This is a genomic window from Burkholderia sp. L-4 (assembly GCF_056856535.1).
This window is the reverse complement of sequence record NZ_JBXEOX010000001.1, coordinates 3,416,978-3,440,466: the sequence shown is the minus strand read 5'-3', so window position 1 is coordinate 3,440,466 and position 23,489 is coordinate 3,416,978. Positions and strand designations below refer to the sequence as shown.

The window sequence follows — 23,489 nt, the reverse complement described above, 5'->3', positions numbered from 1 at the left end:
GAAGCCGCAGCGATTGCGCCAACGGAAAAGCGCCACGAGGGCGCTTTTTTCTTTTGGGCGGCCGAGATGACGATGCGCGTTACGCGCCTTCGTCGGCCTGCAGCGCGCCGGGGGCCACCACGTCGACGCCGGCAGCCTCCAGCGCCGCGCGAATCCGTTTCGCGAACGCCAGCGCATGCGGCCCGTCGCCGTGCAGGCAGACGGTCTGCGCGTTGAGCGGCACCCATTCGCCGCTCAAGGCACGCACCTGCCGGTTGCGCACCATGTCGAGCGTGCGCGCGAGCACCGCATCCTCATCGTCGATCAACGCGCCGGGCTGGCTGCGCGGCACGAGCGAGCCGTCCGCGCGGTAGCCGCGGTCGGCGAACACTTCTTCCACCGCGGCGAGCCCCGCATGCCGCGCGGCCGCGACGAACACGCTGTTCGCGAGCCCGAACACCGCGAGCGACGGATCGAAGTCGTGGATCGCGGACACCACCGCATCGGCGATCATCGGGTCGCGCGCGGCCTGGTTGTACAGTGCGCCGTGCGGTTTCACGTGCGCGATGCGCCCGCCTTCGGCCTGCGCGATCGCCGACAGCGCGCCGAGCTGGTACAGCACGCCCGCGTAGATGTCGCCGGCCGGCAGCTGCATTTCCTTGCGGCCGAAATTCTCCGGATCGTGAAAGCTCGGGTGCGCGCCGATCGACACGCCTTTCTGCACGGCCCAGCGCACGCAGTCGCGCATCGCGTTCGCGCCGCCCGCATGCCAGCCGCATGCGATGTTCGCCGACGTGACGAGGTCGAGCAGCGCCTCGTCGGATCCGCATCCTTCGCCGAGATCGGCATTCAGATCGATTTCCATGATGTTCCTCGTCCACTGATGGCGTGGCGCGTCTTTCGTTACTGCTTCCGCCAGGGTCACGCTGCGCGCGATTGGGCGCGGCGGCGCGCTTCTTCTCGCATGTCGATCGCCACGTCGATCTGCCGCAGATAGGCACGTTCCGCGGCGAGGGCGGCGCGCGCGGCGTCGGGGGTCGTGCGCACGAAGCGGATCGGCAGGTTGAGCCGCGCCTGTGCGAGTTTCCACAGATCGGCGCGGATCACCGTGCCGATCTTCGGGTAGCCGCCGGTGGTCTGCGCGTCGTGCATCAGCACGATCGGCTGGCCGTTCGGCGGCACCTGGATCGTACCGGGCAGCACCGCGTGCGACAGCAGCTCGACCGGCTGTTCGCGCACGAGCTCGGCGCCCGCGAGGCGATAGCCCATCCGGTTGCTGTTCGCGGTGACGAGCCATTCCTCGTCCCAGAACGCCTGCTGCGAATCGGCCGCGAACGAGGCGTAGTCGGGGCCCGGCAGCACGCGCACGGGCATCGCCCACGGCGCATGCGCGGGGCGGTGGCGGCGCGGCGGCTCGTCGACGCGCACGAAGGCGCACCACGCGGGCGCCTTCACGCCGAATTCGGGCGCATCGGCCGCGAGGCAGCCCGCGCCGGCCGGCGGCACGCCGACCGGGAGCCGGTCGCCGTCGCGCAGCGTGCGGCCGCCGAGGCCGCCGAAGCGCGACGCGAGATCGGTGCTGCGCGAGCCGAGCATCGGCAGCACGTCGATGCCGCCCGCGATGCACAGATAGCCGCGCATCCCGCGTTTCGCGGCCGGCAGCACGAGCGTCTGGCCGGCCTCGACCGGCAGGCTCCACCACGAATACACGCGCCGGCCGTCGAGCGTCGCGCCGAATTCGGTGCCGGTGATCGCGATGCGCGTCGCGCGCGGGAAGCGGAACGCGGCGGGGCCGATCGTGATCTCGACGGCCGCCGCGTCGGGGCGGTTGCCGACGAGCCGGTTGCCGACCTCGAGCGCGAGGCCGTCGAGCGCGCCGCCCTGCGCGACGCCGAGGTGGCGTGCGCCGCGGCGCCCGAGATCCTGCACGGTCGACAGCGGGCCGGCGCGCAACACCTCGATGGTGCCCGGTGCGTTGCTCTGGGTCATGACGCGTCGACTCCCGCAATGGTGAAGCGCACGCGATCGCCGGGCAGCAGCAGCGTCGGCTGCGGCCGCGCCGGATCGAACAGCACCTGCGACGTGCGGCCGATCAGCTGCCAGCCGCCGGGCGACGTGGCCGGGTAGATGCCCGTCTGCGCGCCGCCGATGCCGACCGAGCCGGCCGGCACCTCGAGGCGCGGCGCCGCGCGGCGCGGCGTGTGCAGCGATGCGTCGAGGCCGCCGAGATACGCGAAACCCGGCTGGAAGCCGACGAAGAACACGACGTATTCACCGGCCGCGTGGCGGGCGACGACCTCGTCGGCCGGCAGGCCCGTGTGCGCGGCGACGGCCGCCAGGTCGGGGCCGGCGGCCCCGCCGTACTCGACCGGGATCTCGACCTCGCGGCCGTCCGCGTGCTCGACGTCGGCCGTCTCCCACGCGTCGCGCAGCGCGGGCGTGAGCGATTCGGCCGTCGCGGCGAGCGCGTCGAACACGATGGTCAGGTTGTTCATGCCGGGCACGACGTCGATCACGTCGGGCCACGCGCGCGCGGCCTCGGCAACGGCCCAGACGCGGCGCTGGCAATCGAGCGTGGCGGGCGGCGGCACCTCGCAGACGAGGGCGGCATCGCCGAGCGGATAAATGCGGGGTTGCGTCATCGGGCTGGCACGGTTCGGACGGCAATGTTAGCGCACATTGTCAATAAGATATCGATAAGTTACCAATAAGCGTTTTCGCCTAGCCCGTATACAGCGGCTTCTGGCGTACACTCGGCACACCCTGACATCCTGCTTGCGCCGCCTTTCCATGAAGCGTCATCCGACCAAGATCGTGTCATCCGAACACCTCGTTTCCGATTCGAGCGCGGAGCTGTCGGAGCTCGAATACGGGCTCATCATGGCCGGCAACGCATTCAACCGCTGGATGGTGCGCTGCATGTCGGCGGCCGGCGCGAAGGACATGACGGCGGTCGAGGTGTCGCTGCTGCATCACGTCAGCCATCGCGAACGCAAGAAGAAGCTCGCCGACATCTGCTTCGTGCTCAATATCGAGGATACGCACGTCGCGACCTATGCGCTGAAAAAACTGATCGCGCGCGGCTATGTGAAGAGCGAGAAGAGCGGCAAGGAAGCCTTTTTCTTCGCGACCGACGCGGGCCGCGAGCTGTGCCTGAAATACCGCGAGGTGCGCGAGCACTGCCTGATCGAGACGCTGAAGGACAGCGGGCTCACCAACGAGCAGATCGGCGACGCGGCGCAGTTGCTGCGCCACGCGTCGGGCCTCTACGACACGGCCGCGCGCGCGGCGGCGTCGCTGTAAACGATTGCCCGGGCGGTTGCGCGCGGCGTTGCGCTGACGGGCCGGCGACGACGATCGCGGCGCCGCGCGCCGCGTCATCCGGCGGCCGGGTAGAGCGCGCCGTCGGTCACGATCCAGCGCAGCGCGAGATCGTGCGCTTCGGCCGGCAGCGCGTCGACGCGGCACGCTTCATAGGCGATGCCGACCGTCACGGGCGGCGCGTCGCCCGGCCACGCGGCGAGCGTGCGGTCGTAATAGCCGCCGCCGTAGCCGAGCCGGTAGCGCTCCGGATCGAATCCCACACAGGGAATCAGCAACAGGTCGGGCACGACGACGATTCCCGACGCCGGTTCCGGAATCCGGTGATGACCTTCGCGCATCGGCGTGTGCGCATCCCATGCATGGAACGCGAGCGGCGCATGACGCGCGCCGATCACCGGCAACGCGGCGCGCCGGCCGGCGCCCGCCGCGCACCAGGCGAGCACCGCGTCGCGCGCATCGAATTCCCCGGGCAGCGGCCAGTAGAAGCCGACCGTGCGCGGCGCCAGACGGTCGAGCAGCAAGCGCAGGCGGGCGTCGAGCGCGGCGTTCGCGGCGGGCTGCGACGCGGCGTCGCGACGCGCGCCGGACAGCGTTTTGCGCAGCGCAACCTTCGGGTTCGGCACAGGGTTGCGTGCTATGCTTTCGCTCACTTCGTGCTCCATTCAAATCGATGTCGAACAGCCTTTTCCGAGTATATCGCGCGGTCGCGCTGACGCTTTCGGCCGCCGCGCTCGTCGCCGGTACGGCCGCGTGCGCCGCACCGAACGACGACACGGTCGCCGGGGATGACCAGATCTTCGTACAGCTTCGCGAAGCCGCACGCCGCAACGACGCCGCGAAAGCCGCGCAGCTCGCGTCGATGATCCCGAACTATCCGGTCCCGTCCTACGTCGAGTATTTCCAGATCAAGCCGCAGCTGTTCGATTCGACGGGACGCGCGCGCGTCGATGCGCCGGACGCGCCCGTGCAGTCGTTCCTGCAGCGCTACGACGGCCAGGCGATCGCCGACCGCCTGCGCAACGATTACCTGCTCGTGCTCGGCGCGCGCCACGACTGGCGCAACTTCGACGACCAGTACAAGCGCTTCGTGCTCGACGACGACACGCAGGTCAAGTGCTACGCGCTCGAATCGCGCGCGGCGCGCGGCGAGAACGTCGCCGACGCGGCGCGGGCGCTGCTCGTCGAGCCGAAGAACTACGGCGATGCGTGCGTCGACCTGATCACCGCGCTCACCGTCAACCAGCAGTTCACGAGCGACGACGTGTGGCAGCAGGCGCGCCTCGCCTACGAGCAGAACTACACGACGCTCGGCGGCAAGATCGTCGACGCGCTCGGCCCGCGCCCGGTCGGTTTCGACCAGGCGACGAGCGCGCCGCCGCTGTACCTCGCGCGCGGCGTCGGCGCCGACGCGACGTCGCACCAGCTCGCGCTGATCGCACTCGGCCGCATGGCGCGCAACGATCCGGACGCCGCCGCGGGGATGCTGACGACGGTCGCGCCGTCGCTGACCAAGCAGGAACAGGCGATCGCGTGGGGCGCGATCGGCTACCAGGGCGCGATCAAGCGTTCGCCGCTCGCGTCGGTCTGGTACGCGAAATCCGCGAACGCGCCGCTGTCGAATCCGGGCTACGAATGGCGCACGCGCGCCGCGCTGCTCGCCGGCAACTGGCCGATGGTGCGCTGGTCGATCGAGCAGATGCCGCCGTCGCTGCGCAACGATCCGGCGTGGATCTACTGGCATGCGCGCGCGCTCAAGCAGAGCGGCGACACGCTGCAGGCGAACCAGGAATTCGAGCAGGTCGCCGGGCAGTTCAACTTCTACGGGCAGCTCGCCGGCGAAGAGCTCGGCCAGCGCACGTCGATCCCGCCGCGCACCAAGGTGAGCGACGCCGAGATCGACGCGATGGGCAAGATTCCGGGCTTCGCGCTCGCGCAGCGCTTCTACGCGCTGAACCTGCGCCTCGAAGGCAATCGCGAATGGAACTGGCCGCTGCGCGGGATGACCGATCGCCAGCTGCTCGCGGCCGCCGAATACGGCAAGCGCGTCGAGCTGCTCGACCGCACGGTCAACACGGCCGACCGCACGAAGGCCGAGCACGACTTCACGCTGCGCTACCCGTCGCCGTACCGCAACATCGTCGAGCGCTATGCGCAATCGACGGGCCTCGACGTCGAATGGGCGTACGGGCTGATCCGCCAGGAATCGCGCTTCATCATCAGCGCGCGTTCGTCGGTGGGCGCGGGCGGCCTGATGCAGCTGATGCCCGCGACGGCTCAGATGGTCGCGAAGAAGCTCGGCATGGGCACGATCACGCGTGCGCAGATGCACGACATCGATACCAACATCCAGCTCGGCACCTGGTATCTGGCGGACATCTACAACAACTTCGACAGCTCGCCGGTGCTCGCCACCGCCGGCTACAACGCGGGCCCGGGCCGGCCGCGCCAGTGGCGCCAGGTGTTGACGCAGCCGGTCGAAGGCGCGATCTTCGCGGAGACGATTCCGTTCAACGAGACGCGCGACTACGTGAAGAACGTGCTGTCGAATACCGTCTACTACGCGGCGCTCTTCGAGGGCAAACCGCAGTCGTTGAAGAAACGTCTAGGCATGATCTCGCCCTGATACGCAATCTTCACACTGCCGCGCGAGACGCGGCAGTGCTCTTTTGAGGTTCCGAACATGGATCGCCAGACCGTCGCGCTGCTGGGCGGCACCGGCTTCATCGGCAGCCGGCTCGTCAATGCGCTGATCGACGCCGGCAAGCAGGTACGGATCGGCACGCGCCGGCGCGACCACGCGCGCCACCTCCAGATGCTGCCGGTCGAGATCGTCGAGCTCGACGCCCTCGACACGCGCACGCTCGCGCGCTTCGTCGCCGGCGCGCACGCGGCGATCAACCTGGTCGGCGTGCTGCACGGCGACCGCGGCACGCCGTACGGGCCCGGTTTCGAGCGCGCGCACGTCGCGCTGCCGGCCGCGCTCGCGAGCGCCTGCACCGAGGTCGGCGTGCGGCGCCTGCTGCACATGAGCGCGCTCGGCGCCGATTCGCGCGGCCCGAGCATGTACCAGCGCTCGAAGGGCGACGGCGAAGCCGCGCTGCATGCGGTCGCGGCGACCGATTCGCTCGCGCTGACGATCTTCCGCCCGTCGGTCGTGTTCGGCCCCGGCGACGCGTTCCTCAACACGTTCGCGAACCTGCAGCGCACGGTGCCCGTGCTGCCGCTCGCGATGCCCGATGCGCGCTTCCAGCCGGTGTTCGTCGGCGACGTCGTGCGCGCGTTCGTCAACACCCTCGATCTCGCGGCCGCGCACGGCAAGACCTACGAACTCGGCGGGCCGACCGTCTATACGCTCGAGCAGCTGGTGCGCTATTGCGGCACGCTGGTTGGCCGGCAGGCACGCATCGTGCGGCTGCCCGACGCGCTCGCGCGGCTGCAGGCGCGCGTGTTCGAATGCCTGCCCGGCGAGCCCGTGATCACACGCGACAACCTCGCGTCGATGTCGGTGCCGAACGTGCTGTCCGGCCCGCTCGCGCCGGAACTCGGGATCTCGCCCGCGAGTCTCGAAAGCATCGCGCCCGCGTATCTCGGCGAAGCGACGAAGCGCTCGCGCTTCGACTGGTTCCGCTCGCGCCGCTAGCGCGCCGCGCGGGGCGCGGACGTTCAGCCCCTTTCCGTTTCCTTTTTGCGTTGTCCGGAAAACCGTCATGAAACTCGTCATTGGTGACAAGAACTACTCGTCGTGGTCGATGCGCCCGTGGGTGCTGCTCACGCATTTCGGCATCCCGTTCGACGAGATCGCGGTCGAGTTGCGCCGCGACGACACCGCCGCGCGCATCCTCGAGTATTCGCCGTCCGGCAAGGTGCCGTGCCTCGTCGACGATCACGGCGTCGCGATCTGGGATTCGCTCGCGATCGCCGAGACGCTCGCCGAGCGCTATCCGCAGTTGCCGATGTGGCCGGCCGACCCGCTCGAGCGGGCGCATGCGCGCTGCGTGTCGGCCGAGATGCACGCGGGCTTCGCGGCGCTGCGCACGCAGATGGGCATGAACGTGCGCGCGTCGATGCCGGGGCGCGGCGCGACGCCGGATGCGCTCGCCGACGTCGCGCGCATCGATGCGCTGTGGAGCGCGTGCCTCGAGGCGTCGGGCGGGCCGTTCCTGTTCGGCGAATTCGGGATCGCCGATGCGATGTACGCGCCGGTGGTGATGCGCTTCAACACGTATGCGCCGGGCCTGTCGCCGGAAGCGGCCGGCTACGCGGCGCGCGTGACGGCGCTGCCGGCCGTGCAGCGCTGGATCGACGCCGCGCGCCGCGAAACGACCGTGATCGCCGAATACGAGCCGACGCCATGAATATCTACGCAGTAGGCGGAGCGATCCGCGACGAATTGCTCGGCGTGCCCGTGCAGGACCGCGACTACGTGGTGGTGGGCGCGACGCCCGAGCAGATGGCCGCGCAGGGGTTCCGGCCGGTCGGCAAGGATTTCCCGGTGTTCCTGCATCCGCAGACGCAGGAGGAGTACGCGCTGGCGCGCACCGAGCGCAAGACGGCGGCCGGCTATCACGGCTTCCAGTTCCACTACGCGCCGGACGTGACGCTCGACGAGGATCTCGCGCGGCGCGACCTGACGATCAACGCGATGGCGCGCGAGGTGAGCCCGGAAGGCGGGCTGGTCGGGCCCGTGATCGATCCGTTCGACGGGCAGGCCGACCTGCGGGCGCGCGTGTTCCGGCACGTGAGCGACGCATTCGTCGAGGATCCGGTGCGGATCCTGCGCATTGCGCGCTTTGCCGCACGGTTCGCGGATTTCACGGTGGCGGACGAAACGCTCGCGCTGATGCGCCGGATGGTCGACGCGGGGGAGGTCGACGCGCTCGTGCCCGAACGCGTATGGCAGGAAATCGCGCGCGGGCTGATGGAGGCGAAGCCGTCGCGGATGTTCGCGGTGCTGCGCGAGTGCGGCGCGCTCGTGCGCATCCTGCCCGAGGTCGACGCGCTGTGGGGCGTGCCGCAGCGGGCCGACTACCACCCGGAAGTCGATACCGGCGTGCACGTGATGATGGTGGTCGACTATGCGGCGAAGCAGCGCTATTCGCTGCCGGTGCGCTTCGCGGCGCTCACGCACGATCTCGGCAAGGCGACGACGCCCGCCGACGTGCTGCCGCGCCACGTCGGCCACGAAGGCCGCAGCGTCGACCTGCTCAAGCCGTTGTGCGAGCGGCTGCGCGTGCCGAACGAGTGCCGCGATCTCGCGCTGGTGGTCGCGCGCGAGCACGGCAACCTGCATCGCGTGATGGAGATGGGCGCGGCCGCGCTGGTGCGGCTGTTCGAGCGCAGCGATGCGCTGCGCAAGCCCGCGCGTTTCGCCGAGATGCTGCAGGCGTGCGAATCGGATGCGCGCGGGCGGCTCGGGCTCGAGACGCAGCCGTATCCGCAGGCCGAGCGGTTGCGTGTCGCGCTCGCGGCGGCGCGCAGCGTCGATGCCGGCGCGATCGCGCGCGGCATCGGCAACGACGCGGAGAAGATCAAGGATGCCGTGCATCGCGCGCGGATCCAGGCCGTCGCGCAAGCGCTCGAGATCGGCGAATAAGGGCGGCGAACCGGGCGGCGCGCGCCCGCGGCCGCTACGACTTCTTCTTGCGCGCCGGGGTGGCGGCCGCCGCGCGTTTGCCGGGGGCCGCGCGCGGCTTCGCCGAAGCCTGCGGGTCTGCCGTACCGGCCTTGGCCGGCCGTGCCGCATCGGCGCCACGATCGCCGCGTCGGGTCACGCGCGGCTTACCCGCCGCCGGCTGCCTGATGTCCATCGTCGCCGACGCCAGTTCGGCACACCGGTCGTCGAACAGCGGGAGCGTGCCGACCGCGATCAGCTCGGCCGGCCCGTCGCCGACGTTCGCGACCCGATGCCGCTTGCGCGCATCGAAGTGCAGCGAATCGCCGGGCGCCAGCGGGTAAACCTTCTTGCCGATCGTGTAGCAGATGCGGCCGGCCAGCACGTACACGAACTCGTCGCCGCCGTGCGACACCCATTCCGAGCGGTAGCCTTCCATCATCCGCACCTTGAGCGCGTGGACCTGGCTGCCGTCGAAGGTGGTGGAGAGCCGCTCGTACCACTGCGACGTGGCGTCGAGCGCGTACGGCTGGCGGCTGCCTTCGTGCGAATCGGGCTGCGCCTGGCGCGGCTGGTCGATCAGCGCGCCGAGCGGGACGTCGAGCGCCTTGGCGACGTTGACGAGCGAAGACAGCGAGATGCCGGTGAGATGCCGCTCGACCTGCGACAGGAACCCGACCGACAGCTTCGCCTCGGTCGCGACCTCCAGCAGCGTCTTCTTCGCTTCCCGGCGCAGGCCGCGAATGCGCAGGCCGATACGCATGATGTCTGAATCCATGAATCTCTTTCGTGGCAACGAGTCGGCAGGCGAGCGGAGAGGCGGTGCAGTCGCCGGGACTTGCTTTCCGCGCATCGCACGAAGCACGGCCGCCGGGACGGCGATGCCGGCGCATTGTACCGCGCGGTGTCGCCGGGCGATCTGGCGCTGTGCCGGGATCCGCAGCCATCGTGCCGATTTTAGTCCTACGAAAATTTTAGCTTGACCTCAATTTCAGCGTGCTCTAGATTCTGTCGCGCATCAAACAAAGTTAAGTGAGACAAAAATTCCCCGAGGGCCTGCTGCCGGAACGGCACCGCGGCCCGGCTGCGCGCCGGGCCGTGCGTGATCCGCGTCAGGGCGGCGTGTCGCTTCAGGCATGCGCCATGCCGCGTCACGCCGCCGGCCGCCGACAACAATGAATAACGGGCACACGATGATCGATCGACTGAAATACAGCTTCTCCGGCCTGCCTCCGTACGACGCGTCCGTCGCCGACACGCAGGCCGGCCTGTCGCGCCTGCTCGACGCCGCGCGCCTCGACGCGGTGGTCGTCACGTCGCAGGACGAATACGTGACCGAGTACCTGCCGCGCAGCAACAATCCGCGCTACGCGCTGTCGGGCTTCGACGGGTCGGCCGGCTGCGGGATCTTCGTGAGCGCGACCACCGCGCAGGCGCTCGGCGTGCCGCCGTTCGTGCTGTTCGTCGATGGCCGGTATCACCTGCAGGCCGAGCAGCAGTGCGATCCGGCGCGCGTGCATATCGAGAAGCTCGGGATGAACGTGACGATCTGGCAGGCGATGGCCGACTGGCTGGTTGCGCATGCGAGCCGGCTCGAGCGGGTCGGCTACGACGCGCTGCGGATCAGCGTCGCGCAGCGCGACCGGCTATTCGCGCAGACGCAGGCCGCGTCGCTCGACTGGACGGGCCTCGCCGATCGCGAGATCGACCGCGCGATCGCGCTGCCGGGCTGGATCGTCGAGCGGCCGATCTTCGAGGTGCCGGAATCGATGACGGGCCTGAGCGTCGCGCAGAACCTCGACACGCTGAACCGCCGGCTCGCCGCGCATACCGGCGCGGCCGACGGCAAGACCGCGTTCTTCTCGTGCGCGTCGGACGATCTCGCGTATCTGCTGAACAGCCGCGGTTATCACATCCCGAATGCGTCGTCGCACCTCGGGTTCCTGTTCGCGGTCGGCGGCCAGGTCGTGCTGTTCCTGCCGGAAGGCTGCGATCGCTGCCCGGTCGCGCTCGATTCGTATCCGGCGCTGCACGTGATCCGCCGCGATGTCGCGGCGCTCGAGCGCTTTCTCGCGCGGTTCGCGGTCGAGCACGTGTGCTACGGCTTCGAATCGGTGAATTGCGCGCTCGTCGACGCGGTGAGCCGCGTGTGGCCGCACGCGCGGCATGCCGATTTCAACCCGGTCGAGGCGATGCGGGCGAGCAAGACGCCGGCGGTGCTCGAGCGCTTCCGCGACGCATTCGCGCGCAGCTCCGCGGCGATCGCCGAGACGATGCGCTGGGCGAAGACCGGCGAGCCGGGCGCCCGCCATACCGAATACGACCTGGCGCGCACGATCAACGACGCGTACGGCGCGCGTTCGGCCGTCGCGCTGACGTTTCCGTCGATCGCGGCGAACGGCGCGAACAGCGCGTTCGCACACTACACGGCGGCGAGCGCCGGCGTCGAGCTGACGGAAGGCGAGCTCGTGCTGCTCGACAGCGGCGCTTACTACGAAGCCGGCTTCGCGACGGACTGCACGCGCGTCGTGCTGCGCCGCACGCGTCCGGATACGGTGGCGCAGCCGTGGCAGCGCGAGATCTACACCGTCGCGCTGAAGGCCTGCATCAAGGGGCTCGTCGCGCGCTTCCCGAGCACGGCGACGGGCGCCGACGTCGATGCGCTCGTGCGGCAGGTGTGCCGCGACCACGGCCACGATTTCGGCCACGGCACCGGGCATGGCGTCGGGATTCACGTGCACGAGGGCGGCGTGCGGTTCGCGCCCGGCGCGAAGTACGGGCTGGTGCCGAATGCGGTGATTTCGGTCGAGCCGGGCATCTACCTGGCGGGCAAGGGCGGCGTGCGGATCGAGAACATCGTGATCATCCGGCCCGACGACACGCAGCCGGATACCGTGACGTTCGAGAACATCGTGACGGTCGGCTACGACTGGGACCTGATCGATCTCGACCTGCTCGACGACGGCGAGCGCGCGTACCTGCGCGACTACGAGCGGCTGTGCGTGGAGCGCGGCACGCAGGTCACCGCGTGTCCGCTGCTGTAGGCACCGCCGCCCGCGGCGGTCAGTTCAGCAGGCGCGCGCGCACGAACGGCGCGATCCGCTCGGCGAGCCACGCATGCGTGCGCGTCGTCGGGTGCAGCGTGTCCCAGAACACGAAGCGCGCCGGGTCGCGGCAGTCCGCCCGCGGCGTCTGCGCGCCCAGGTAGGTGAGCGACGACGGTTTCGGGATGTCGAGGCACGCGCGCGTCGCGTCGTCGAAGCCGTACCGGGCCGGGTGGCTCAGCAGGTCGTCGAACGGCGCATAGGCGTCGAACACCTCGAGCCGCAGCGCCGCGCCGTAGCGATCGCGCAGCGCGGCGGCCGCGTCGACGAGCCGCCGGTTGTAGTCCCTGACCTGCGCGGCGACGCTCGCCGTGTCGGCGCGGGTCGCGAACACCGGCGCGCGCGACACGTCCGGCAGCGTGACGAGCATGATCCGCGTCGCGCCGGCCGCGGCGAGCCGCTCGAGGCTGTCGCGCACCGCATTCGCCGCCTGCTCGGGCGAGCGTCCGTAGTTCACGAGATCGTTGCCGCCCGCGAACACCGCGAACAGCGTGTTGGCGGGCCGGTAGTCCGGCGCGCGATCCATGTATTCGCGCCACGAGTCGATCTGCTGCACGAGGCCCGGCACGACGAGGTGCTGGTCGGTCGCCGCGCCGCCGATCGCCCAGTTGTAGAACGGCAGCCGCAGCGCGTTGGCGAGATATTCGGCCCACACCGGGCCGTTGCTGAAGCGCCCCGCATGCCAGCTCGTGCCGTTCGGCAGCTTCCACTGGCTCGCGTTGAACATGTTCTGGGTGTCGGACAGGCTGTCGCCGAACACGATCAGCTTGTTGACGCGCGCATCCTGCCGCGCGTCGTCGAGGGGCCACACCGTGTAGTTGAACGACAGCGCGTTGTTGGCCGCGACCGCCTGCGTGAGGCCGGCCTGGATGCCTTTCGCGGCCAGCGTCTTGCGGCACACGTCGGCGAGCGTGTCCTGCGGCGTCGTGCTGTAGAACATGTTCTTCCACTGCGTGGCGCCGTCGGCCCACCAGTAGCCGGGCACGCGATACCAGTCGCCGCCGGCCGGGTCGCGCGCCCATTCGTAGGTCGCGGCCGGCTTCAGCGGATCCGCGTCGATCCGGTACCAGCAGCGCAGGTACGTGTAGGTGTCGGACCCGCGGCGCGCGGCGCGCGCCGTCGCGCCGGGCGTGCCCGACGCGGCCGGCGGCGCGACGTCGGGGCCGGCCGGCGACAACGACATGTCGCCCGTCGGCGTGGGCAGCGGCGCGGGGCCGGCGGCGCGCGCGGCGGGGAGCGTCAGCGCGGCGCCCAGCGCCGCGGCAGCGGAAACGGCGACGATACGGGAAAACAACGGAATACGGAAATACGGCATGCGGCCCTCTTCTGATTGTTGTGACGGGACGGCGGCGCGGTTGCGCGGCCGTGTATCGGAAGGGACCGTGGGTGCCGGGCTCGGGCCCGGTCTGTCGAATCGTGAGTGGCCGCGAACGGCGGCGAGAGGCGGTGAGAGGCGGTGAGAGGCGGTGAGTGCGGCGGCGGCCGGTCAGCGGGCCAGCGCCGAGACGCGCCCGTCCGGGCCGTAGACGCCGGTGGGTGCGGGCGCCGAGCGCAGCACCGCGAGCGCGCGCTCGTTGTAGTCCATCCGGATGCGGATCAGCATCCCGTTGTTCGCATTGGCCTGGCGCGCGCGTTCGGCGGCCTGCTGCAGCAACTGCCAGCGGCCCGCGAGGCGCGCATCGCGCTCGGCGGCCTGGTCCATGCCCTTCTTGCCGGCCGGAAAACCGAGCGCGGAAAGCTGCGTGTCGCGCGTGCGTTCGAGCTGCGCGAGCCGGTCGATCAGCGCGCTTTTCCTTTCGACGATGCCGGGCAGCATCTCGAGCGGCTCGGCCGTCGTCAGCGCCTTTTCCTCGTAGACGAGCAGGGACGCGAACGCTTCGACCGTCGCGTGTTCGTCGTTGACCGTGGCCAGCAGCTCTTCTCTCATCGCGTCATGCTCGTCGCGCCGGTGCGCGCGGTGGGCGCGCGCCGGCAAACCGGTGGAACCGGCCTGGGCCGCTTAGTTACCCTGCGGGCGCTGCTGCTGCAGCAGCTCGCGGGCGGTGTTCAATACGCCGTCGGCAATCTTGCTCGCGTCGATCGTCAACGTGCCGTTGTTCAGCGCGTCCTTGATCGACTGGACCAGACCCGTGTCGATATCGGCGTCGCCCGACGCGGATACCGAGCGCAGCTGGCCGGACAGACCCGACAGGTTCACGCTCGTGTCGCCGCCGGTCGATCCGGCGTCGGCCGCCGGCGCGGACGACTGGGCCGTGCCGGATTGCGCACGGGACGCGCCGTTGCCGGTCGGCGCCAGGGGGCTCGGGTTCGGAGTGGAATCGATCTTCACGATGGGTTTCCTGTACGGTTTGACCCAGATAACGGCCGGGTCGGCCCGAACTTTAGCATCGCGAGCCCGAAATGCTCCGAATAAACAATTCTTTACACTCTTGCTGTTCGATCCGTCCCTATAGCGGAATTTCCACGGTGCCGGCGTCCTTGACGATCGCCGTGACGATCTGGCCCGCCGCCATCCGCACCCGCACCGACTGGCCCGGCGCCGCGTTCGCGAGCACGCTGCCTTCGGCCGAAATCGTGAAGCCGGGCCCGGCCGCGACGACCCGCACCGTCTGGCCGGCGGATACCGACGCCGCGCTCTTCAGCATGTCCTGCCGCAGCGGCAGGCCGGCCGAGATGCGCGCGAGCGCGGTCGCGCCGATCGCCTGCGCGGGATCGGTGATCACCGCGAGCGGCATGACCGTCAGGTCGCCGTCGCGGGCGACCAGGTCGGCCGCGGAGAGCGGCTCGCCGGGCGCGATCTGGCGCGCGGCGACGTAATAGGTGGCCTGCACGGCGACCTTCGCCTGCAGGTAGACGGTCCACGGCCGCTCGCCCGCGCAGCGCACGCCGACCGTCGTGCGGCCCCACAGGCGCGCGCCGGTCGGCAGGAACGGCTCGAGCGTCGTGCACGCGGCGAGCCCGCGCGGAAACGCGGTCGTGACCGTCGCGGTGGTCTTGCCGGGCAGGCCGGCGATCTGCTGCTGCAGGAACGCGAGGGCCGCGCGGCGGATCGTCTCGGGATCCTGCTGGCCGGGCGGCGTCGCGGGCTGCGCCGCGGCGGCGGCCGGGGCCGGAGGCGCGGAAGCCGCTGCCGCGCGCGGCGCCGGTGCGGCTGACGCGGCGCGGGCCGCTGCGAAACGGGCGGCGGCGGCAGGCGCGGGCGCCGGCCGCACGGGATTTGATGCGGATTCGGCCGTGCCGGCGACGACCGTCGCGATCGCGGTCGGGTCGGCGGCGCGTGGCTGCGCGCCGTAGCCGGCGTTCGCACGGGCGGCTGCACGAACGGGCGCGGGCGCCGGCGGCGGGACGGTCGTCACGACCATCGCGCCGGCCGGTTGCGCCGCGTAGCCGGCCGCGGCACCCGCACCCGAAACCGCGCGGCCCGCTTCCGGCGCGATGCCCGCGCCCGAGGCCATTCCCGTTGGCCCGCCGAACTGGCCGGCGTTCGCCGCGTTGGCGTGCGCGAGCGCGGCTTCCGCCGTCTCGCCGCGGCCGGGAATCACGATCATCCCGTCTTCCGCGTGCACGGCCGGTGCGGCGATCCACAGCGCCGCGGCGAGCACGCACGCACGCCGGACGCGCGTGAGCCGCCCGTTCCTGCCGCGAAGTGCGCTGTCCGTCATCGCCGTGTCCTCGATCCGTTGATCCGAGTTGCATTCTAGGGAGCCGGGCCGTCGCGCAAACGATGAATAGAGGGGGCCTTTGCCGCGTTATTCGCCCGATTGCCGGTTGCGTCCGACGCCTACCATCGCTGTCATGGAAAAAAGCCTCTCGGGTCGCCATCCGGCGCGAGGGGCGTGCAGCGCTTCATACGGAGAGACGCACACATGCTGGACAAACTCGATGCGGAATTCGCGTTCGGCCGACAGGCGCTCGACGTGCGCGCCTACCGGCAGGAACTGCTGTCGTCGAACATCGCGAACGCCGACACGCCGGGCTACCAGGCCCGCGACGTCGATTTCGCGTCGACGCTCGCGCGCTCGCTGAAGCAGACGAGCGGCGGCCTGGCGCCGAGCAACGCCGCGCAGTTGCCGATGACGCAGCCGGCCGGCGTGACGAGCGGCATGTCGATGGTGTCGACGGCGGCCGGCCACATGGCCGGCACCGCGAAGCTGATCCCGACCGGCGGCCCGTCGGACGACTACGGCCGCGCGCAATACCGGATGCCGCTGCAGCCGTCGCTCGACGGCAACACGGTCGATCTCGACGTCGAACGCGTGCAGTTCGCGAACAACGCGCTGCACTACGAGACCGGGATGACCGTGATGACCCAGCAGATCAAGGCGATGATCGCCGCGATCTCGACGAACTCGTAAGCGCAACCGTACCCGAGCACACGCACCAGGAGCCACCATGCCTTCGTTGATGAACATCTTCGGCGTCGCCGGTTCGGCGCTGTCCGCGCAATCGCAGCGCCTGAACGTCACCGCGTCGAACCTCGCGAACGCCGACAGCGCCACCGGCCCCGACGGCAAGCCGTACAAGGCCAAGCAGGTCGTGTTCGCGACCGACCCGATCGGCGGCGCGCGCACCGCGTCCGGCCAGGGCGTGGGCGGCGTGCGCGTGACGAAGGTGATGGACGACCCGTCGCCGATGAAGTCGACCTACGACCCGGCGAACCCGGCCGCCGACGCGAACGGCTACGTGCAGATGCCGAACGTCGATCCGGTGCAGGAGATGGTGAACATGATCTCGGCGTCGCGCTCGTACCAGGCCAACGTCGAGACGCTGAACACCGCGAAGACGCTGATGCTCAAGACGCTGACGATCGGCTCGTAAGCCGTTCGCCCGCCGACCTCACAGACCCGACAGAAGGCCAACCAGGATGACTTCCTCCAGCACGACGATCGGCAGCAACGGCACGAACGTGTCGAACCTGCCGACCGACACGATGAACACCAACAACGTGTCGTCGACCAACGGCACGTCGGCGAGCGACCTGCAGGCGACGTTCCTGAAGCTGCTCGTCACGCAGCTGCAGAACCAGGATCCGACGAGCCCGGTCGACAGCTCGCAGATGACGTCGCAGCTCGCGCAGATCAACACGGTGAGCGGCATCGCGCAGCTGAACACGTCGCTGACGTCGCTGTCGACGCAGCTCACGGCCGGCCAGCAGACGCAGGCCGCGCTGCTGATCGGCACGAACGTGCTCGCGCCGGGCAATTCGGTCGCGGTGAAGAGCGGCGCGGCGTCGCCGTTCGGCGTGTCGCTCACGAGCGACGTGTCGAACCTGACGATCACCGTGAAGAACAGCGCGGGCGTCGTCGTCAACACGATCAACGCGGGCAAGCAGTCGGCCGGCACCGTGCCGTTCAACTGGACGCCGACCGACGCGGCCGGCAACGCGCTGCCGGACGGCGCGTACACGGTCAGCGCGCAGTACACGGGCACCGACGGCAAGAACTACGCGCCGACCGTGCTGGCGGCCGCCACGGTGCAGAGCGTGATCAAGCAGGCGGACGGCACCGCGGGGCTGGTGCTGTCGAACGGTACGACGGTCGGGCTCACCCAGGTCGCGTCGATCTTCCCGAACGTCAAGACGTCGTCCACGGCCGGCGACACCACCACCAACTGATCGAGCTTTCACGAAACGGAGATCGAAATGGGTTATCAACAGGGTCTGAGCGGCCTCGCCGGTGCCTCGAACGCACTCGACGTGATCGGCAACAACATCGCGAACGCGAACACGGTCGGCTTCAAGTCGAGCACCGCGCAGTTCGCCGACATGTACGCGAACTCGGTCGCGACGTCGGTCAACACGCAGATCGGCATCGGCACGTCGCTGAATGCCGTGCAGCAGCAGTTCGGCCAGGGCACGATCAATACGACGAATTCGTCGCTCGACGTCGCGATCAACGGCAACGGCTTTTTCCAGATGTCGAACAACGGCGTGACGACGTACTCGCGCGACGGCACGTTCCAGCGCGACAAGAACGGCTTCATCGTCGACTCGCAGGGCCGCAACCTGATGGGCTACGCGGCCAACGCGGGCGGCGTGATCAACACCGCGCAGACCGTGGCGCTGCAGGCGCCGACGACCAACATCGCACCGACCGCGACGACCAAGATCACCGGCCAGTTCAACCTGAACTCGCAGGACAAGACGCCGACCAAGACGCCGTTCGACCCGACCGACAACACGACGTACAACTACTCGACGTCGATCCAGGTGTACGACTCGCTCGGCGGTTCGCAGGCGGTCAACATGTACTTCGTGAAGTCGTCGGCCGGGACGTGGGAAGCGTACGCGGGCGTGCAGGGCGCCGCGACGGCGACCGACCTCGGCACGGTCACGTTCGATACGTCGGGCGCGATCAAGAGCACGACGACGGGCACGCCGCCGACGCCGACCACGTCGCTCGGCCAGTTCCAGTTCACCGTGCCGAACACCGACGGCTCGGCGACGCCGCAAAGCCTCACGCTCGACCTGACCGGCACCACGCAGTACGGCGGCAAGGACGGCGTGAACAACCTCGCGCAGAACGGCTATGCGAGCGGCACGCTGACGACCTACTCGATCGGCGCCGACGGCAAGCTGACCGGCAACTACTCGAACGGCCAGACCGCCGTGCTCGGCCAGATCGCGCTCGCGAACTTCAACAACCCGAACGGGCTGGTGAACCTCGGCGGCAACCAGTATGCGGAAACCTCCGCATCGGGCGTGCCGCAGATCTCCGCGCCGGGCAGCACGAACCACGGCACGCTGCAGGGCAGCGCGCTCGAAAACTCGAACGTCGACCTCACGTCGCAGCTCGTCAACCTGATCACCGCGCAGCGCAACTACCAGGCCAACGCGCAGACGATCAAGACGCAGCAGACCGTCGACCAGACGCTCATCAACCTGTAAGCGCGGATAACCGGCAGCCATGGACCGACTGATCTACACGGCGATGACGGGCGCGTCGCAGTCGCTCGACCAGCAGGCGATCGTCGCGAACAACCTCGCGAACGCGTCGACGACGGGCTTTCGCGCGCAGCTCGCGACGTATCGCGCGGTGCCGATGAATTTCGGCGACGGCAGCAACGTCGACCCGACGACGACGCGCACCTACGTGCTCGCATCGACGCCCGGCGCGGATTACGCACCGGGCCCGATCACGCGCACCGGCAACCCGCTCGACGTCGCCGTGCAGGGCGCCGGCTGGCTGTCGGTGCAGGTGGCCGACGGCAGCGAGGCGTACACGCGCGCCGGCAACCTGCACGTCGACGAGAACGGCCAGCTCGTCAACGCGAGCAACCTGCCGGTGATCGGCAACGGCGGCCCGATCTCGGTGCCGCCGAACGCGGAAGTAACGATCGGCAAGGACGGCACGGTGTCCGCGCTGATGCCGGGCGATCCGCCGACGGCCGTCGCGATCGTCGACCAGATGAAGCTCGTCAATCCCGATCCGGCCACGCTCACGCGCGGCAACGACGGGCTGTTCCGCACCGCCGACGGCAATCCGGCCGACGCCGACCCGAACGTGGTCGTCACGCCGAATTCGCTCGAAGGCAGCAACGTCAACCCGGTGACCGCGATGGTCGCGATGATCGACAACGCGCGCGCGTTCCAGCTTCAGTCGAAGCTGATCCAGACGGCCGACCAGAACGAGCAGTCGGCGAACCAGCTGCTCAACTTCAGCTGAGCGCCCGCGCCAGCCCACGCAGGAGAATCGACAAGTGAACCGTTCGCTCTACATCGCCGCCACCGGCATGAATGCGCAGCAGGCGCAGATGGACGTGATTTCGAACAACCTCGCGAACACCAGCACGAACGGCTTCAAGGCGTCGCGCGCGGTATTCGAGGATCTGCTGTACCAGACCATCCGCCAGCCCGGCGCGAACTCGACGCAGCAGACCGAGCTGCCGTCGGGCCTGCAACTCGGCACCGGCGTGCAGCAGGTCGCGACCGAGCGCCTGTACACGCAGGGTGGCCTCACGCAGACCGGCAACTCGAAGGACGTCGCGATCAACGGCGCGGGCTTCTTCCAGGTGCTGATGCCGGACGGCACCAACGCGTACACGCGCGACGGCTCGTTCCAGACCAACGCGCAGGGCCAGCTCGTCACGTCGAGCGGCTACCAGGTGCTGCCGGCGATCACCGTGCCGCAGAACGCGCAGTCGCTGACGATCGGCAAGGACGGTGTCGTGTCGGTCACGCAGCCGGGCTCGAGCAACGCGGTACAGATCGGCTCGCTGCAGATCGCGACCTTCATCAACCCGACCGGCCTCGAGGCGAAGGGCGAGAACCTGTTCGCGGAAACGACGTCGTCGGGCGCGCCGAACGTGTCGCAGCCGGGGCTGAACGGCGCGGGCGTGCTCAACCAGGGCTACGTCGAGGCGTCGAACGTGAACGTCGTGCAGGAACTCGTCAACATGATCCAGACGCAGCGTGCCTACGAGATCAACAGCAAGGCCGTGACGACGTCCGACCAGATGCTGCAGACCGTCACGCAGATGAAGAGCTAACCGGAAAGTCCCGCCGTCGCCATGAAGCAGGTCCGCCTCCTCCCGTCAGCCCCCGTCCGCGCAGCCTGCGCGGTCGCGGTGGCGGCGCTCGCCGGTTGCGCGCAGATTCCGCGCGATCCGATCATCCAGCAGCCGATGACGGCGCAGCCGCCGATGCCGATGTCGATGCAGGCGCCCGGCTCGATCTACAACCCGGGCTACGCGGGGCGGCCGCTCTTCGAGGATCAGCGGCCGCGCAACGTCGGCGACATCCTGACGATCATGATCGCGGAGAACATCAACGCGACCAAGTCGTCGGGCGCGAACACGAACCGGCAGGGCAACACCGACTTCAACGTGCCGACGGCCGGCTTCCTCGGCGGGCTGTTCGCGAAGGCGAACCTGTCGGCCACCGGCGCCAACAAGTTCGCGGCGACCGGCGGCGCGAGCGCGGCGAACACGTTCAACGGCACGATCACGGTGACCGTCACCAACGTGCTGCCGAACGGCAACCTCGTGGTCAGCGGCGAGAAGCAGATGCTGATCAACCAAGGTAACGAATTCGTGCGCTTCTCGGGCGTCGTCAACCCGAACACGATCTCGGGCGCGAACTCCGTCTACTCGACGCAGGTCGCCGACGCGAAGATCGAATACTCGTCGAAGGGCTACATCAACGAAGCCGAGACGATGGGCTGGCTGCAGCGCTTCTTCCTCAACATCGCGCCGTGGTGATGACGATGCAGACGACCCCGATCCGCCGCCTGTCGGCCCGCGTGCAAGCCGCCGCGCGGCTCGCCGTCGCGTTCGCGGCCGTGGCCGCGGCCTGCGTGTTCGGCGCGGCGCCCGCGCAGGCGGAACGCCTGAAGGACCTCGCGCAGATCCAGGGCGTGCGCGACAACCCGCTGATCGGCTATGGCCTCGTCGTCGGCCTCGACGGCACGGGCGACCAGACGATGCAGACGCCGTTCACGACGCAGACGCTCGCGAACATGCTCGCGAACCTCGGCATCTCGATCAACAACGGTTCGGCGAACGGCGGCCCGTCGTCGCTGAACAACATGCAGCTGAAGAACGTCGCGGCCGTGATGGTGACGGCCACGCTGCCGCCGTTCGCGCGGCCGGGCGAGGCGCTCGACGTGACGGTATCGTCGCTCGGCAACGCGAAGAGCCTGCGCGGCGGCACGCTGCTGCTCACGCCGCTGAAGGGCGCGGACGGGCAGGTGTACGCGCTCGCGCAGGGCAACATGGCGGTCGGCGGCGCGGGCGCCAGCGCGAACGGCAGCCGCGTGCAGGTGAACCAGCTCGCGGCCGGCCGGATCGTCGGCGGCGCGATCGTCGAACGCGCGGTGCCGAACGCGATCGCGCAGATGAACGGCGTGCTGCAGCTGCAGCTGAACGACATGGACTACGGCACCGCGCAGCGGATCGTGTCTGCGGTCAACTCGAGCTTCGGCCCGGGCACCGCGACGGCGCTCGACGGCCGCACGATCCAGCTCGCGGCGCCGGCGGATTCGGCGCAGCAGGTCGCGTTCATGGCGCGGCTGCAGAACCTCGACGTGAGCCCGGACAAGGCCGCGGCGAAGGTGATCCTGAACGCGCGCACCGGCTCGATCGTGATGAACCAGATGGTCACGCTGCAGAGCTGCGCGGTCGCGCACGGCAACCTGTCGGTCGTCGTCAATACGCAGCCGGTCGTGTCGCAGCCGGGGCCGTTCTCGAACGGGCAGACCGTGGTGGCGCAGCAGTCGCAGATCCAGCTGAAGCAGGACAACGGCGCGCTGAAGATGGTGACGGCCGGCGCGAACCTCGCCGACGTCGTGAAGGCGCTGAACACGCTCGGCGCGACGCCCGCGGACCTGATGTCGATCCTGCAGGCGATGAAGGCGGCCGGCGCGTTGCGCGCCGACCTGGAGGTCATCTAAATGGCGGCGAACCTTCCGAACGCGAACGACCTCACGCAGCGCTTCGCGCTCGACGTGCAGGGTTTCGATGCGCTGCGCGCGCAGGCGAGGCAGTCGCCGCAGGCCGGCGCGAAGGCGGTCGCGGGCCAGTTCGACGCGATGTTCACGCAGATGATGCTCAAGAGCATGCGCGACGCGTCGCCGGACGGCGGCCTGTTCGATTCGCATACGTCGAAGATGTACACGTCGATGCTCGACCAGCAGCTCGCGCAGCAGATGTCGACGCGCGGGATGGGCGTCGCCGACGCGCTGATGAAGCAGCTGCTGCGCAACGCCGGCGCCGGTGCCGGCAGCGACACGGCGGCCGACGTGGGCGCCGGCGCGGGCGGCCTGGGGGCGGCCGGCTTCGGCACGGCCGGCAACGAAGGCAGCCTCGCCGCGATGAACGCGATGGCGAAGGCTTATGCGAACGCGGCGAACAACGGCGGGCTCGCCGGCGCGCGCGGCTATTCGGCCGGCAGCGCGCTGACGCCGCCGCTGAAGGGCGCGAGCGGCGTGCAGGACGCCGACGCGTTCGTCGACCGGCTCGCGGGCCCCGCGCAGGCGGCCAGCGCGACGACCGGCATCCCGGCGCGCTTCATCGTCGGCCAGGCCGCGCTCGAGTCGGGCTGGGGCAAGCGCGAGATCCGCGCGGCCGACGGCTCGACCAGCTACAACGTGTTCGGCATCAAGGCGAACAAGAGCTGGACGGGCCGCACGGTGTCGGCGCTGACGACCGAATACGTGAACGGCACGCCGCGCCGCGTGGTCGCGAAGTTCCGGGCGTACGACTCGTACGAGCACGCGATGACCGACTACGCGAACCTGCTGAAGAACAACCCGCGCTACTCGGGCGTGCTCAGCGCGAGCCGCAGCGTCGAAGGCTTCGCGCACGGGATGCAGAAGGCGGGCTACGCGACCGACCCGAACTACGCGAAAAAGCTGATCTCGATCATGCAGCAGATCGGCTGACGGCCCGCGCCCGGTTGCGCCGGAAACGGGCGCCCGCCGCCCTCCGCTCGCCCCTTTCGGACCGCGCCCGGCAACTCGCCGCGCGCGGTTTCA

24 protein-coding genes are annotated in these 23,489 nt (G+C 69.7%); 15 read left to right on the top strand and 9 right to left on the bottom strand.

The window, feature by feature from the left end:
- Positions 1–79: 79 nt before the first annotated feature.
- The 3 genes from pxpA to pxpB are packed head-to-tail and all read right to left on the bottom strand — an operon-like array spanning position 80 to position 2,621.
- Positions 80–844 carry a 5-oxoprolinase subunit PxpA gene (pxpA, locus tag AC1VVG_RS16010; RefSeq protein WP_034190296.1) on the bottom strand — a complete coding sequence of 255 codons (765 nt, stop codon included), beginning with the start codon at positions 842–844 and terminating at the stop codon, positions 80–82.
- Between the two features lie 56 nt (positions 845–900).
- A complete protein-coding gene (locus AC1VVG_RS16005; protein ID WP_069707089.1) occupies positions 901–1,968 on the bottom strand; it encodes a 5-oxoprolinase subunit C family protein in 1,068 nt (355 codons plus the stop codon).
- The gene (pxpB, locus tag AC1VVG_RS16000) at positions 1,965–2,621 is read right to left on the bottom strand and encodes a 5-oxoprolinase subunit PxpB (RefSeq protein WP_059561538.1); all 657 of its coding nucleotides are present in this window, start codon (positions 2,619–2,621) and stop codon (positions 1,965–1,967) included. Before pxpB ends, AC1VVG_RS16005 begins: the two co-directional genes overlap by 4 nt.
- 148 nt (positions 2,622–2,769) lie before the next feature.
- Here pxpB and AC1VVG_RS15995 point away from each other — a divergent pair, with 148 nt between their 5' ends.
- Entirely contained in the window at positions 2,770–3,282 is a 513-nt protein-coding gene (locus AC1VVG_RS15995; protein ID WP_034190299.1) for a winged helix DNA-binding protein, read from the top strand.
- A gap of 74 nt (positions 3,283–3,356) precedes the next feature.
- Here the strand turns inward: AC1VVG_RS15995 and AC1VVG_RS15990 are convergent, their stop codons facing one another.
- Positions 3,357–3,965, bottom strand: a complete 609-nt coding sequence (locus tag AC1VVG_RS15990) for a 5-formyltetrahydrofolate cyclo-ligase (protein WP_051701040.1) — start codon at positions 3,963–3,965, stop codon at positions 3,357–3,359.
- 8 nt (positions 3,966–3,973) lie between these two features.
- Here AC1VVG_RS15990 and AC1VVG_RS15985 point away from each other — a divergent pair, with 8 nt between their 5' ends.
- The 4 genes from AC1VVG_RS15985 (at position 3,974) to AC1VVG_RS15970 (ending at position 8,896) form a co-directional block, all read left to right on the top strand.
- Positions 3,974–5,926, top strand: coding sequence for a lytic transglycosylase domain-containing protein (locus tag AC1VVG_RS15985; RefSeq protein ID WP_034190300.1), 1,953 nt, complete (start codon positions 3,974–3,976; stop codon positions 5,924–5,926).
- 57 nt (positions 5,927–5,983) lie between these two features.
- Positions 5,984–6,943, top strand: a complete 960-nt coding sequence (locus tag AC1VVG_RS15980; protein ID WP_482835839.1) for a complex I NDUFA9 subunit family protein — start codon at positions 5,984–5,986, stop codon at positions 6,941–6,943.
- Positions 6,944–7,010: 67 nt separating this feature from the next.
- Complete coding sequence (locus tag AC1VVG_RS15975) at positions 7,011–7,658, top strand: glutathione S-transferase family protein (protein ID WP_034190302.1); 648 nt, start codon at positions 7,011–7,013, stop codon at positions 7,656–7,658.
- On the top strand, positions 7,655–8,896 hold the full coding sequence (locus tag AC1VVG_RS15970) for a multifunctional CCA addition/repair protein (protein ID WP_034190303.1): 1,242 nt from the start codon (positions 7,655–7,657) through the stop codon (positions 8,894–8,896). Before AC1VVG_RS15975 ends, AC1VVG_RS15970 begins: the two co-directional genes overlap by 4 nt.
- A gap of 34 nt (positions 8,897–8,930) precedes the next feature.
- Here AC1VVG_RS15970 and AC1VVG_RS15965 read toward each other — a convergent pair whose 3' ends face one another.
- Complete coding sequence (locus AC1VVG_RS15965) at positions 8,931–9,692, bottom strand: helix-turn-helix domain-containing protein (protein WP_482835838.1); 762 nt, start codon at positions 9,690–9,692, stop codon at positions 8,931–8,933.
- A gap of 415 nt (positions 9,693–10,107) precedes the next feature.
- On the opposite strand from AC1VVG_RS15965, the gene AC1VVG_RS15960 reads away from it, so the two are divergent.
- Complete coding sequence (locus tag AC1VVG_RS15960; protein WP_482835837.1) at positions 10,108–11,958, top strand: M24 family metallopeptidase; 1,851 nt, start codon at positions 10,108–10,110, stop codon at positions 11,956–11,958.
- Between the two features lie 19 nt (positions 11,959–11,977).
- On the opposite strand, the gene AC1VVG_RS15955 is transcribed toward AC1VVG_RS15960, so the two are convergent.
- The 4 genes from AC1VVG_RS15955 to flgA form a co-directional block, all read right to left on the bottom strand.
- Positions 11,978–13,333: an SGNH/GDSL hydrolase family protein gene (locus tag AC1VVG_RS15955; RefSeq protein ID WP_482835836.1), complete on the bottom strand. Its 1,356-nt coding sequence runs from the start codon at positions 13,331–13,333 to the stop codon at positions 11,978–11,980.
- A 171-nt stretch (positions 13,334–13,504) separates the two neighbouring features.
- Positions 13,505–13,945 carry a flagella synthesis protein FlgN gene (locus tag AC1VVG_RS15950; RefSeq protein ID WP_034190345.1) on the bottom strand — a complete coding sequence of 147 codons (441 nt, stop codon included), beginning with the start codon at positions 13,943–13,945 and terminating at the stop codon, positions 13,505–13,507.
- Between the two features lie 72 nt (positions 13,946–14,017).
- A complete protein-coding gene (flgM, locus tag AC1VVG_RS15945) occupies positions 14,018–14,347 on the bottom strand; it encodes a flagellar biosynthesis anti-sigma factor FlgM (protein ID WP_034190307.1) in 330 nt (109 codons plus the stop codon).
- Between the two features lie 118 nt (positions 14,348–14,465).
- Positions 14,466–15,680 (bottom strand): flagellar basal body P-ring formation chaperone FlgA, encoded by a 1,215-nt coding sequence (gene flgA / locus AC1VVG_RS15940; RefSeq protein ID WP_226229414.1) that lies wholly within the window; start codon positions 15,678–15,680, stop codon positions 14,466–14,468.
- Between the two features lie 204 nt (positions 15,681–15,884).
- On the opposite strand from flgA, the gene flgB reads away from it, so the two are divergent.
- The 9 genes from flgB to flgJ are packed head-to-tail and all read left to right on the top strand — an operon-like array spanning position 15,885 to position 23,396.
- Entirely contained in the window at positions 15,885–16,373 is a 489-nt protein-coding gene (gene flgB / locus AC1VVG_RS15935; RefSeq protein WP_034190309.1) for a flagellar basal body rod protein FlgB, read from the top strand.
- A gap of 37 nt (positions 16,374–16,410) precedes the next feature.
- Positions 16,411–16,836, top strand: coding sequence for a flagellar basal body rod protein FlgC (flgC, locus tag AC1VVG_RS15930; RefSeq protein ID WP_034190310.1), 426 nt, complete (start codon positions 16,411–16,413; stop codon positions 16,834–16,836).
- 46 nt (positions 16,837–16,882) lie between these two features.
- The gene (locus AC1VVG_RS15925; protein WP_034190311.1) at positions 16,883–17,632 is read left to right on the top strand and encodes a flagellar hook assembly protein FlgD; all 750 of its coding nucleotides are present in this window, start codon (positions 16,883–16,885) and stop codon (positions 17,630–17,632) included.
- Between the two features lie 27 nt (positions 17,633–17,659).
- Positions 17,660–18,904 carry a flagellar hook protein FlgE gene (flgE, locus tag AC1VVG_RS15920; RefSeq protein ID WP_034190312.1) on the top strand — a complete coding sequence of 415 codons (1,245 nt, stop codon included), beginning with the start codon at positions 17,660–17,662 and terminating at the stop codon, positions 18,902–18,904.
- A 19-nt stretch (positions 18,905–18,923) separates the two neighbouring features.
- On the top strand, positions 18,924–19,682 hold the full coding sequence (gene flgF / locus AC1VVG_RS15915) for a flagellar basal-body rod protein FlgF (protein ID WP_034190313.1): 759 nt from the start codon (positions 18,924–18,926) through the stop codon (positions 19,680–19,682).
- A gap of 34 nt (positions 19,683–19,716) precedes the next feature.
- Positions 19,717–20,505: a flagellar basal-body rod protein FlgG gene (gene flgG / locus AC1VVG_RS15910; protein ID WP_006477564.1), complete on the top strand. Its 789-nt coding sequence runs from the start codon at positions 19,717–19,719 to the stop codon at positions 20,503–20,505.
- Between the two features lie 21 nt (positions 20,506–20,526).
- Entirely contained in the window at positions 20,527–21,216 is a 690-nt protein-coding gene (gene flgH, locus AC1VVG_RS15905) for a flagellar basal body L-ring protein FlgH (RefSeq protein ID WP_034190314.1), read from the top strand.
- A 5-nt stretch (positions 21,217–21,221) separates the two neighbouring features.
- Positions 21,222–22,406, top strand: coding sequence for a flagellar basal body P-ring protein FlgI (locus tag AC1VVG_RS15900; protein ID WP_034190346.1), 1,185 nt, complete (start codon positions 21,222–21,224; stop codon positions 22,404–22,406).
- Complete coding sequence (flgJ, locus tag AC1VVG_RS15895; protein ID WP_034190315.1) at positions 22,407–23,396, top strand: flagellar assembly peptidoglycan hydrolase FlgJ; 990 nt, start codon at positions 22,407–22,409, stop codon at positions 23,394–23,396.
- The last annotated feature ends 93 nt before the right edge of the window (positions 23,397–23,489 follow it).

Coding starts and splice junctions, on each gene's coding strand:
- pxpA (WP_034190296.1), bottom strand. CDS start 844: ATGGAAATCGATCTGAATGCCGATCTCGGCGAAGGATGCGGATCCGAC.
- AC1VVG_RS16005 (WP_069707089.1), bottom strand. CDS start 1,968: ATGACCCAGAGCAACGCACCGGGCACCATCGAGGTGTTGCGCGCCGGC.
- pxpB (WP_059561538.1), bottom strand. CDS start 2,621: ATGACGCAACCCCGCATTTATCCGCTCGGCGATGCCGCCCTCGTCTGC.
- AC1VVG_RS15995 (WP_034190299.1), top strand. CDS start 2,770: ATGAAGCGTCATCCGACCAAGATCGTGTCATCCGAACACCTCGTTTCC.
- AC1VVG_RS15990 (WP_051701040.1), bottom strand. CDS start 3,965: ATGGAGCACGAAGTGAGCGAAAGCATAGCACGCAACCCTGTGCCGAAC.
- AC1VVG_RS15985 (WP_034190300.1), top strand. CDS start 3,974: ATGTCGAACAGCCTTTTCCGAGTATATCGCGCGGTCGCGCTGACGCTT.
- AC1VVG_RS15980 (WP_482835839.1), top strand. CDS start 5,984: ATGGATCGCCAGACCGTCGCGCTGCTGGGCGGCACCGGCTTCATCGGC.
- AC1VVG_RS15975 (WP_034190302.1), top strand. CDS start 7,011: ATGAAACTCGTCATTGGTGACAAGAACTACTCGTCGTGGTCGATGCGC.
- AC1VVG_RS15970 (WP_034190303.1), top strand. CDS start 7,655: ATGAATATCTACGCAGTAGGCGGAGCGATCCGCGACGAATTGCTCGGC.
- AC1VVG_RS15965 (WP_482835838.1), bottom strand. CDS start 9,692: ATGGATTCAGACATCATGCGTATCGGCCTGCGCATTCGCGGCCTGCGC.
- AC1VVG_RS15960 (WP_482835837.1), top strand. CDS start 10,108: ATGATCGATCGACTGAAATACAGCTTCTCCGGCCTGCCTCCGTACGAC.
- AC1VVG_RS15955 (WP_482835836.1), bottom strand. CDS start 13,333: ATGCCGTATTTCCGTATTCCGTTGTTTTCCCGTATCGTCGCCGTTTCC.
- AC1VVG_RS15950 (WP_034190345.1), bottom strand. CDS start 13,945: ATGAGAGAAGAGCTGCTGGCCACGGTCAACGACGAACACGCGACGGTC.
- flgA (WP_226229414.1), bottom strand. CDS start 15,680: ATGACGGACAGCGCACTTCGCGGCAGGAACGGGCGGCTCACGCGCGTC.
- flgB (WP_034190309.1), top strand. CDS start 15,885: ATGCTGGACAAACTCGATGCGGAATTCGCGTTCGGCCGACAGGCGCTC.
- flgC (WP_034190310.1), top strand. CDS start 16,411: ATGCCTTCGTTGATGAACATCTTCGGCGTCGCCGGTTCGGCGCTGTCC.
- AC1VVG_RS15925 (WP_034190311.1), top strand. CDS start 16,883: ATGACTTCCTCCAGCACGACGATCGGCAGCAACGGCACGAACGTGTCG.
- flgE (WP_034190312.1), top strand. CDS start 17,660: ATGGGTTATCAACAGGGTCTGAGCGGCCTCGCCGGTGCCTCGAACGCA.
- flgF (WP_034190313.1), top strand. CDS start 18,924: ATGGACCGACTGATCTACACGGCGATGACGGGCGCGTCGCAGTCGCTC.
- flgH (WP_034190314.1), top strand. CDS start 20,527: ATGAAGCAGGTCCGCCTCCTCCCGTCAGCCCCCGTCCGCGCAGCCTGC.
- AC1VVG_RS15900 (WP_034190346.1), top strand. CDS start 21,222: ATGCAGACGACCCCGATCCGCCGCCTGTCGGCCCGCGTGCAAGCCGCC.
- flgJ (WP_034190315.1), top strand. CDS start 22,407: ATGGCGGCGAACCTTCCGAACGCGAACGACCTCACGCAGCGCTTCGCG.